Annotated in this window: 11 protein-coding genes; 10 read left to right on the top strand and 1 reads right to left on the bottom strand. The window is 58.7% G+C overall.

The features are described from left to right. Window positions 1–1,254 (bottom strand): adenylate/guanylate cyclase domain-containing protein (locus tag AAC035_RS14870; RefSeq protein WP_339805500.1); only part of this gene is annotated, 1,254 nt, incomplete at its 3' end. A gap of 110 nt (window positions 1,255–1,364) precedes the next feature. On the opposite strand from AAC035_RS14870, the gene AAC035_RS14865 reads away from it, so the two are divergent. From AAC035_RS14865 to AAC035_RS14820, 10 genes are all read left to right on the top strand, one after another. Next, window positions 1,365–1,538 (top strand): hypothetical protein, encoded by a 174-nt coding sequence (locus AAC035_RS14865; protein ID WP_339805498.1) that lies wholly within the window; start codon window positions 1,365–1,367, stop codon window positions 1,536–1,538. A gap of 43 nt (window positions 1,539–1,581) precedes the next feature. Continuing rightward, complete coding sequence (locus AAC035_RS14860) at window positions 1,582–2,145, top strand: nitroreductase (RefSeq protein ID WP_339805496.1); 564 nt, start codon at window positions 1,582–1,584, stop codon at window positions 2,143–2,145. A 228-nt stretch (window positions 2,146–2,373) separates the two neighbouring features. After that, complete coding sequence (gene flgB, locus AAC035_RS14855; RefSeq protein WP_339805494.1) at window positions 2,374–2,769, top strand: flagellar basal body rod protein FlgB; 396 nt, start codon at window positions 2,374–2,376, stop codon at window positions 2,767–2,769. A gap of 34 nt (window positions 2,770–2,803) precedes the next feature. Further along, entirely contained in the window at window positions 2,804–3,250 is a 447-nt protein-coding gene (gene flgC, locus AAC035_RS14850; protein ID WP_339805493.1) for a flagellar basal body rod protein FlgC, read from the top strand. A gap of 17 nt (window positions 3,251–3,267) precedes the next feature. Then, entirely contained in the window at window positions 3,268–3,942 is a 675-nt protein-coding gene (locus tag AAC035_RS14845; RefSeq protein ID WP_339805502.1) for a flagellar hook assembly protein FlgD, read from the top strand. A 12-nt stretch (window positions 3,943–3,954) separates the two neighbouring features. Continuing rightward, entirely contained in the window at window positions 3,955–5,820 is a 1,866-nt protein-coding gene (locus AAC035_RS14840) for a flagellar hook protein FlgE (protein ID WP_339805491.1), read from the top strand. Between the two features lie 177 nt (window positions 5,821–5,997). Beyond that, the gene (locus AAC035_RS14835) at window positions 5,998–6,750 is read left to right on the top strand and encodes a flagellar basal body rod protein FlgF (protein WP_339805488.1); all 753 of its coding nucleotides are present in this window, start codon (window positions 5,998–6,000) and stop codon (window positions 6,748–6,750) included. 83 nt (window positions 6,751–6,833) lie between these two features. Next, entirely contained in the window at window positions 6,834–7,622 is a 789-nt protein-coding gene (gene flgG, locus AAC035_RS14830) for a flagellar basal-body rod protein FlgG (protein WP_339805486.1), read from the top strand. A gap of 29 nt (window positions 7,623–7,651) precedes the next feature. After that, the gene (gene flgH, locus AAC035_RS14825) at window positions 7,652–8,353 is read left to right on the top strand and encodes a flagellar basal body L-ring protein FlgH (RefSeq protein WP_339805484.1); all 702 of its coding nucleotides are present in this window, start codon (window positions 7,652–7,654) and stop codon (window positions 8,351–8,353) included. After that, the coding region (locus AAC035_RS14820; protein WP_339805482.1) for a flagellar basal body P-ring protein FlgI at window positions 8,350–8,904 on the top strand (555 nt) is incomplete at its 3' end. The genes flgH and AAC035_RS14820, both read left to right, overlap by 4 nt.

Raw genomic sequence — 8,904 nt, 5'->3', positions numbered from 1 at the left:
CACCACCTCGTAGATGGACACCGGCTTGCCGAAGCCTTTCACTGTGATCTCGCCCTTGTCGCGGCACATGATCCGTTCCTTGATCAGCGAAAAGGTCTCGTAGGAGACCAGGATCTCGCCCGGTTCTGCCAGCGCTTCCAGGCGGCTTGCGAGGTTCACTTCCTTGCCGATGATGGTGTAGTCCATCCGGTTCTCGGCCCCGAAGTTGCCCACCGTAACGTAACCTGAGCTTATGCCCATGCGGATTTCCAGTGGCGTGCGGATGCCCTGGCTGCGCCAGCGCTGACGCATGATCTTCATATGCTTGCGCATATCGATGGCCATGGAGACACAGGCCAGGGAATCTTCCTTCTGGCCTTTCGAAGAGGGGTCGCCAAAAAAGATCATGATAGAGTCGCCGACGAACTTGTCGATGGTGCCGCCGTAGCGCAGTGCCACTTCCGACATTTCATTGAAGTAGGTGTTGAGTACTTCGGTCAGGGCCTCCGGCTCCATTTCCTCAGACAGCTCGGTAAAGCCCTTGATATCGGAGAAAAACACCGTGAGTTTCTTGCGGCGGGTTTCGAGCCGCACATCCCGTTCCCCGGTAAAGATCGATTGCCAGACCTGGGGCGACAGATACTTCGACAGCTTGTCAGACAGCACGATGGATTGCTCCCGCTGCTTCTGTATCTGGGTTTTGGCGGCCAGCAACGAGCGCGCCTGCTGGTGGGTGTAGTAAGCCGTGACGCAGATAAACACGCCGGTCGAAACCAGGGCAACAATACTGGTCAGCAGTGGCGTATCCTGATGCCCGGAAACGCCAAACAGGCCCGCCATCAGTCCGGCCCCGGCGCCAATTAACAGGCTGCCGTAGAGCCACATCCGGGTACCGCCAATGATCAGGCAACTGAACATCATCATCAGAACCATGGCCATGGAGGGGATTGGCACCAGTCCGGTAGCGCCGATCAACAATCCGACGATGGTACATTCGGCCAGCAACAGATATTGACGAACCCGGGGCCTGGCTTTGACGTCCAGCCGCTGACCGATAAACTGAAGCGTGTGGGGCCAGATCAGCGCCATGGCCAACAACCAGAGCAACGACTGGCTATACAGGTTGTCCACCACGCCGGCCGTCATCATGGCGCTGATGGCAGCCGTTCCCAGCAGACGGCCGTTGAAGTCGGGCATGGGTGGAATGGCTTCGGGGCTGTCCAGAAGCGCGGATTGCTGGTCTTGTATCTGCAACGTGTCTGAATGACTGGGCATCGGCTTGCCTGTGCTGGTGATCCCTGTTGGCAGGCCCATCCCTTTATATGATGTACCGGGGCGGGCAGGGCCTCCTGGCTGGGTCGGGGACAGTGCTGGCAGCAGGTGGTATGCTGCTCGCTGTAACGGTTGCCAGACTGCCTGCGGTCGGTGAAGGCAATAACGTCGCCCTGATTGCCGCAGTATCTCAATTCCCGGTTCGCAGCAGGGAGAATAGCGGTGGTGACGGCAATTGGCAACGTCGGCCCGGCTACGAACTCCTGGCAGTATCCGTTGTCCGTTAACGAGAAACCACACACCATCTGGCCAGAACAGAACAGGAGCGCCATGAACCCGGTTATCGAGGCATTACTGAACCGCTCTTCCGAACCAAAGCTGACGACCCCGGCGCCGCCTGCATCGGTCCTGGAACAGGCTTTTGCCTGTGCGGCCCGGGCACCGGACCATGCCCTGTTGCGGCCCTGGCGCTATCTGGTGGTGGAAGGTGAAGGCCTGCAACAGCTGGGGTCATTGTTTGAAGCTTCAGCCACCGACAGTGACAGCGAACGGCAGCGGGAGAAACTCAGAGCCATGCCGTTGCGGGCACCCATGGTCGTGGTGGCGATTGCATCACCGGTCAGCCACCCCAAGGTGCCGGTCCAGGAGCAGAACTACTCCTGTGCCGCCGGCGTCGCCTATCTGGTGCTGGCACTGCACTCTGCCGGTTTTGGCGCCATGTGGCGCACCGGTGATGTGGCAGAGCGGGCCCGGGTCCGGGAAGGGCTGGGGCTGCAACCGACGGAATCCATTGTCGGGTTTATCTACACCGGTACGGTGACGGCGGAAAAGCCGGCGGTGCCCCGGGCCGAAGTATCGCAATTCGTGTCCCGCTGGCCGCAGCCAGAAGACTGACGGTCGCGGCTTCCGCCAACCGCATGCACGTTACAGGAAATGCCTTGCCGGTCCGGGTCGGGGCGTCGCCTCGCAAACCTCCTCTGCTCTGATCATTTCTGATTTACGCTATTAAAATCAATAGACTGCAATAATTCCTTCACTCTGGCACTGCTCTTGCTTATACCTGTTCAGACACCAAAAGCTGGCGGCAAAGCGGCCGGTTCTTGCAGGATTTCGGGAGGCAGTATGGCAATCTCATTCGACAGCGCGCTGGGCATACACGAGCAGGCACTGAACGCGCGCAGCAAGCGCGCTGAAGTGCTGGCCAACAATCTGGCCAATGCCGACACCCCGGGCTACAAGGCCCGCGACGTGGATTTCAAGGCCATGCTGGACAGAGCTTCCAGCCAGAGCGCCGCAACCATGAAGCGTACCCATGCCGCCCATATTGATGACAGTCGCGGTGCCGGCAGTGACGACCTGTTGTATCGGGTGCCTCACCAGCCTTCCATTGACGGCAATACCGTGGACGCCCAGCAGGAGCAAAGCCGCTTCATGCGCAACGCCATGGATTTTCAGGCCAGTTTCCAGTTTCTGAACAGTCGCTTCAGCGGTCTGACCAAGGCCATTAAAGGCGAGTAACCGGCGAACCAACGAATCGTAACAGGAGAGTTTCATGTCCCTTGGAAGCATTTTTGACATCGCCGGCTCCGGAATGACCGCCCAGCAGCTGCGGCTCAATACCACGGCATCGAACATTGCCAACGCAGAAACGGCCAGTTCCAGCGTCGACCAGACCTACCGTGCCCGCAAGCCGGTGTTTGCCGCCATCCAGGAGCAAATGCTGAATCCGGACCAGCGCGGTCATTTCGCCTTTGGCGAGACCCCCGGCGCCGGGGTTGCGGTGCAGGGCATTGTTGAAAGCCAGCAGGATCTGCAGATGCGATACGAGCCTCATCACCCGGCAGCCAACGAAGATGGCTATGTGTTCTACCCCAATGTGAATGTGGTCGAGGAAATGGCGGACATGATGTCGTCGTCCCGCAGTTTCCAGATGAACGTGGACGTGATGAACGCCGCCAAAAGCATGATGCAGCGGGTTCTCACCCTGGGCCAGCAATAACCGCGGAGGAATGAATGATGACTACGGTGAATAACACCTCCACCACGGACGTGCTGGCCAGCTTCCGCCATCAGCAAGAGGCCGCAGGCAGCAAGAGCGAGCTTGGCAAGAATGAGTTCATGGAGCTGATGATTGCCCAGCTGAAAAACCAGAACCCGCTGGAGCCTCAGGAAAACGGCGATTTCATCGCGCAGCTGGCTCAGTTCAGCTCGCTTGAGGAAATGCAGAAGCTGTCGCAGAACGTCGACAACGTGGTGGGTGAATTCCGCTCCACCCAGGCACTGCAGGCCTCTGCCATGGTAGGCCGTACAGTATTGGCGCCGGCCAACTTCGGCATGCTGGACGATTCCGGTGAAATAACCGGCGTGGTCAATGTACCGGCGTCCACCGGAGGCCTGAAACTATCCATTCAGAATGAGTCCGGTGAGTTGCTGAGGCGGATTGATCTTGGTGCTTCCGAGGCCGGCCAGAAAGCGTTCCGCTGGGATGGTCAGGATGCCGACGGCAATGTGTTGCCGCCGGGACGCTACGTGGTGGTGGCTGAGGCCTCCTACCCGGAAGGTAACGAACAACTGGACACGCTGGTCAGCTCCAATGTGGACAGCGTATCGCTGGGCAAGGGGGGCAACATCACCCTCAACCTGGCCGGCATGGGCTCCATTGCCCTGGCCGATGTCCAGCAAATTAACTGAGTGAGGTGAACAATGGCTTTTAATATTGGGCTTAGCGGACTCAGAGCCGCTTCCGTTGACCTCGATGTCACCGGCAACAACATTGCCAACGCCAGCACCGTTGGCTTCAAGGGCAGCAAGGCGCAGTTCGGCGATCTCTACGCCAGCGGTTTTCTGAGCTCGGGCACCAACCCGGTAGGTGGTGGCGTACGGGTTCAGGATGTGAAGCAGAATTACGCCCAGGGGAATATCAGCTTTACTGATAGTGGCCTGGACCTTGCGATCAACGGTGACGGCTTTTTTGTTCTCAACAATGGTGGTGAGACCCGTTATTCACGGGCTGGCCAGTTTGGCGTAGACCTTGACGGCTTCGTCACCAATAACCAGAACATGCGGGTTCAGGGTTACCAGGCAGACAACGATGGCAACCTGTCAGGTATTCGCGGGGATCTGCAGATCGATACTGCCAACCTGGCACCCCGGCGCACCACCGGTCTTGAGTCAGAGCTCAATCTGGACTCCCGTGAGCCGGTGCTTGAAGTCAGTGGTACCCGGGTACAAACGGTCGGCGGACCGGTGCTTGCTGACGAGGTGCTGACGGTCGGCTACCCCGACGGTACGTCCCGGAACGTGACCATTCCGGCGGGAAGCTCCGCACGGGAGACAGCTGCCTTGCTCAACGAGCAGCGTGGCGTAGGCGCCTCTGCCAGATCTACCCTGGACATACCGGGTGGCGTGATCAGTCCGGGCAGCAGCGTTATCGTCCAGAACACCGCTTTCAATATACCGGCTACCCTGGCCGATGACGCGGCAGCGTTGGGTTGGATTCGGGATGCCATCAACGACTCGCCACTGAACACAATCAATGCCACCGAGGACGGCGGCAACCTTCGCCTGATTGACAGCCGTGGTAACAATGTCACAGCCAGTGTTGAAGATGACACGGGCACCGAGGTGTTCGCGGATGACGTTGTGGGTGCGGTAACGGTCACCCTTGAGCGGGAGCTGAGCCTGACCTCCAGCAGTGCTACCGGAGTATTGGCGGGCTCAACCGACGAGGCCTTCCGGACCAATACTTTCAATCCGGCGGATCAGCGCACCTACAACCATGCAACGTCTTCCACTATCTACGACAGTCTGGGTAATCCCCACACCATGACCCAGTATTTCGTAAAGGAGCCGGTCAGCGGTGGCGACAGTGTCTGGGCCATGTATGTTCAGATTGATGGTGAGGAGGTCGGGGATCCGCCCAATGCCAACGGTGACCCCACTCGCGCACGGTTCGATATCCAATTTAACCAGGACGGCAGCCTGGCGTCTATCGACGGCAATACCAACGGTGAAATACTGATTTCCAACTGGACACCCAAGGATGCCAATGGCCAGCCGAATGGCTCAGATGGTCCCTTGCTGGTTTCAGATGGCGCCACGACCCCGATACCTGATCCGCCTACGTCATCCAATCTCGTGGTGAATCTGGCTGCTACTACCCAGTACGGCAGTGAATTCGGGGTCAATGATCAGCGCCAGAACGGCTATACCACCGGGCGCCTTTCGGGTCTTGACGTATCCGATGCCGGTGTGATTTTTGCCCGATACACCAACGGCCAGTCCCAGACCCTGGGGCAGGTGTCCCTGGCCACCTTCAATAACACCAATGGCCTGTCGCCGGTGGGTGAAACCACCTGGGTTGAAACCTTTGCTTCTGGTCAGCCCATCGTCGGGGCGCCGGATACCGGCACACTGGGGTCCATCAAGGCCAGCTCCATTGAGGAGTCCAACGTGGATCTTTCGGCGGAACTGGTGAACCTGATCATTGCCCAGCGTAACTATCAGGCCAACGCCAAAACCATTGAAACTTCCGATGCGGTCACCCAGACCATCATCAACCTGAGATAACCCGGATTCCGGGTCAACGGACGCAGACTGGCGGCAGTCTGCGTCCGCTTTTGTTTTTAGGAATCCCCTTCTTTATTTCCTTTCTTTTTTATATCAACAAGATAAATTCTTTGGCACGACTTCTGCTTTAACTGTGGAAATGACTGAATACGTCAGATTTCCGGCAGGAGTACTCCCATGGACAAGTCACTTTATATCGGTATGTCCGGTGCCAAGCAGAACATGCTGGCCCAGCGCGCCCATGCCAACAACCTGGCAAACGTGAATACCACCGGTTTCAAGAAGGACTTTACCCAGGCCCGCAGCATGCCGGTCTTTGGTGAGCACTTTCCGACACGGGCCTACGCCATGACCGAAAGACCCGGCACTGATCTGAGCCCGGGCGCGTTGATGCAGACCGGCAGGGATCTTGATGTGGCGGTTCAGCAGGATGGCTGGATGGCGGTACAGAACAATCTTGGCGAAGAGGTCTTTACCCGCTCCGGAAGCCTGCAGGTGGATACCAACGGTCTGCTGCGCCTGGCCAGCGGCGAACCGGTACTGGGCAATGGCGGTCCTGTGGCCTTGCCTCCCTATGAGCGCCTGTTGATCGGTGCCGATGGCACTGTCTCGATTGTGCCCATCGGTGGACAGGCCAACGAACTGGTTCAGGTGGACCGGATCAAGCTGGTGAATCCGCCGGCGGAGGCGCTCCAGAAAGGTGAAGACGGATTTATCCGCCGCAGCCCGGACCAGGCCATTGATGAACCCGAGCCGGTGGACGTCAATTTGCGCCTCAACTCCGGATTCCTGGAAAGCTCCAACGTGAATGCAGTGGAAGAAATGATCGCGAACCTGCAGCTGTCGCGTCAGTTCGAAATGCAGGTAAAGGTCATGCAGACCGCAGAACAGAATTCCGAAGCAACGGCACGACTGTTGCAGAACCTCTGATAACCATTGACAGACAGGGGTTTCGGCCCGACGAGCGGCAAGCAATCGCCGCCCGACCGTTCCGGACCTGAGGGAGAAAGACCATGCATCCAGCACTCTGGGTCAGCAAGACCGGGCTTAGCGCCCAGGACACCAACATGTCCACCATCTCCAACAACCTGGCGAACGTGAACACCACCGGCTTCAAGCGCGACCGGGCGGTGTTCCAGGATCTGCTTTATCAGATCAATCGACAGCCGGGGGGCCTCAACACCGAAAACTCGGAGTTGCCTTCGGGGCTTCAGCTGGGTACCGGTGTGCGGGTGGTGGGTACGGCCAAGCAGTTTACCCAGGGCAACCTGCAGATTACCGAGCAGCCCCTGGATATGGCGGTGAACGGTCGCGGTTTCTTCCAGGTACTGATGCCGGATGGTCAGGTCAACTACACCCGTGACGGTCAGTTCCAGCTTAACTCGGACGGCGATGTGGTAAATCCTGAGGGCTATCCGCTGGAACCCAACATCAACGTGCCGGAAAACGCCACCAGTATCACCATTGGCAAGGACGGCACGGTGTCGGCGGTGGTGGAGAATCAGGCCAACCCGGTGAATCTGGGCAACATCAATCTGGTGGACTTTATCAATCCCCAGGGTCTGCAGGCCATGGGTAACAACCTGTTCCGGGAAACCGCTGCCAGTGGTGACCCCCAGGAAGGTGAGCCAGGCATTGCCGGCCTCGGCACCATCGAGCAGGGCAGCATCGAGTCCTCCAACGTGGAGGTGGTCGAGGAGCTGGTGAACATGATCACCACTCAGCGCGCCTACGAGATGAACTCCAAGGTGGTGTCCACCACCGACCAGATGTTGCAGTTCATTTCCCAGAATATCGGCTGATCCGGTCGCAGAGCACAGGAGCAAATCACATGGCCACTGACACCCAAAGACGTCCCGCCTTACGCCGCCTGGCCACGCTGGCGGTGGTTGCCGTTGTGGTTCTGCTGCAGGGCTGTCAGGCCATGAGCCGGCCGCGGCCGGTGCCCAATGATCCGGCCTACGCGCCGGTGCGCGCAGAGGCCATGATGCAGCGGGACAGTCACAGTGGCTCCATTTACCAGAGCTCCCGCAATTACAACCTGTACGGCGATACCGTTGCTCTCAACGTGGGTGATGTGCTGCTGGTGACCTTGCAGGAATCCACCACGGCCAGCAAAACAGCTGAGAGCAGCATCACCAAGGACAACGAAATTGGTCTGGGCGATCCTTCTGTACTGGGTCGGGTGTTCCGCCTGGGCACCAACGTCAATGCGGAACGCGATTTTGAAGGTGCGGCGGAAGCGGACCAGAGTAACAGTCTGGCGGGCAGTATTACGGTCACTGTGACCGAGGTGCTGCCGAACGGGGTATTGCACATCCGTGGCGAGAAGTGGCTGTCGCTGACCAACGGCGACGAGTACATCCGTCTGAGCGGTCTGGTGCGGCCCCAGGACATCAGTCCCAACAACACCATTTCATCCAATCGGATTGCCGATGCCCGTATCGCCTATGGCGGTACCGGCGACTTTGACCAGGCAAACCAGATGGGCTGGGTGGCCCGGTTCTTTAACAGTGAGTGGTGGCCCTTATGAGCCTGGTGAGAAGTTTTGTGGTGATACTGGGGCTGCTGATGGCCACCAGTCCGGTGCTGGCTGACCGCCTCAAGGATCTGGCCCGTGTCAATGGTGTGCGCAATAACCAGCTGGTGGGCTACGGCCTGGTGGTGGGGCTTGACGGCACCGGTGATCGCGGCGCCTACACCAACCAGACCTTCCGCAACATGATGAATCAGTTTGGGGTGACCATGCCGGAGGGTGTGAATCCCAATCTGGCCAATCTGGCCAATGTGGCGCTGGTGACGGTTCATGCCAGTCTGCCGCCCTTTGCCAAATCCGGTCAGGAAATGGACATCACGGTATCCTCGGTTGGCAATGCCGACAGTCTGCGTGGCGGTAGCCTGCTGATGACACCCCTCAAGGGTGCTGATGGTCAGGTGTATGCGATGGCCCAGGGCAGTCTGGTCGTCGGCGGGTTTGGTGCGGCCGGTGCCGATGGTTCAAGGATTACCGTGAACGTACCCAGCGTTGGCCGCATTCCCAACGGCGCCACCATCGAGCGGGAAGTCACCACGCCGTTTACTCAG

Source organism: uncultured Marinobacter sp. (assembly GCF_963974375.1).
Classification (GTDB): Bacteria; Pseudomonadota; Gammaproteobacteria; order Pseudomonadales; family Oleiphilaceae; genus Marinobacter.
This window is presented reverse-complemented; position numbering and strand designations above follow the sequence as displayed.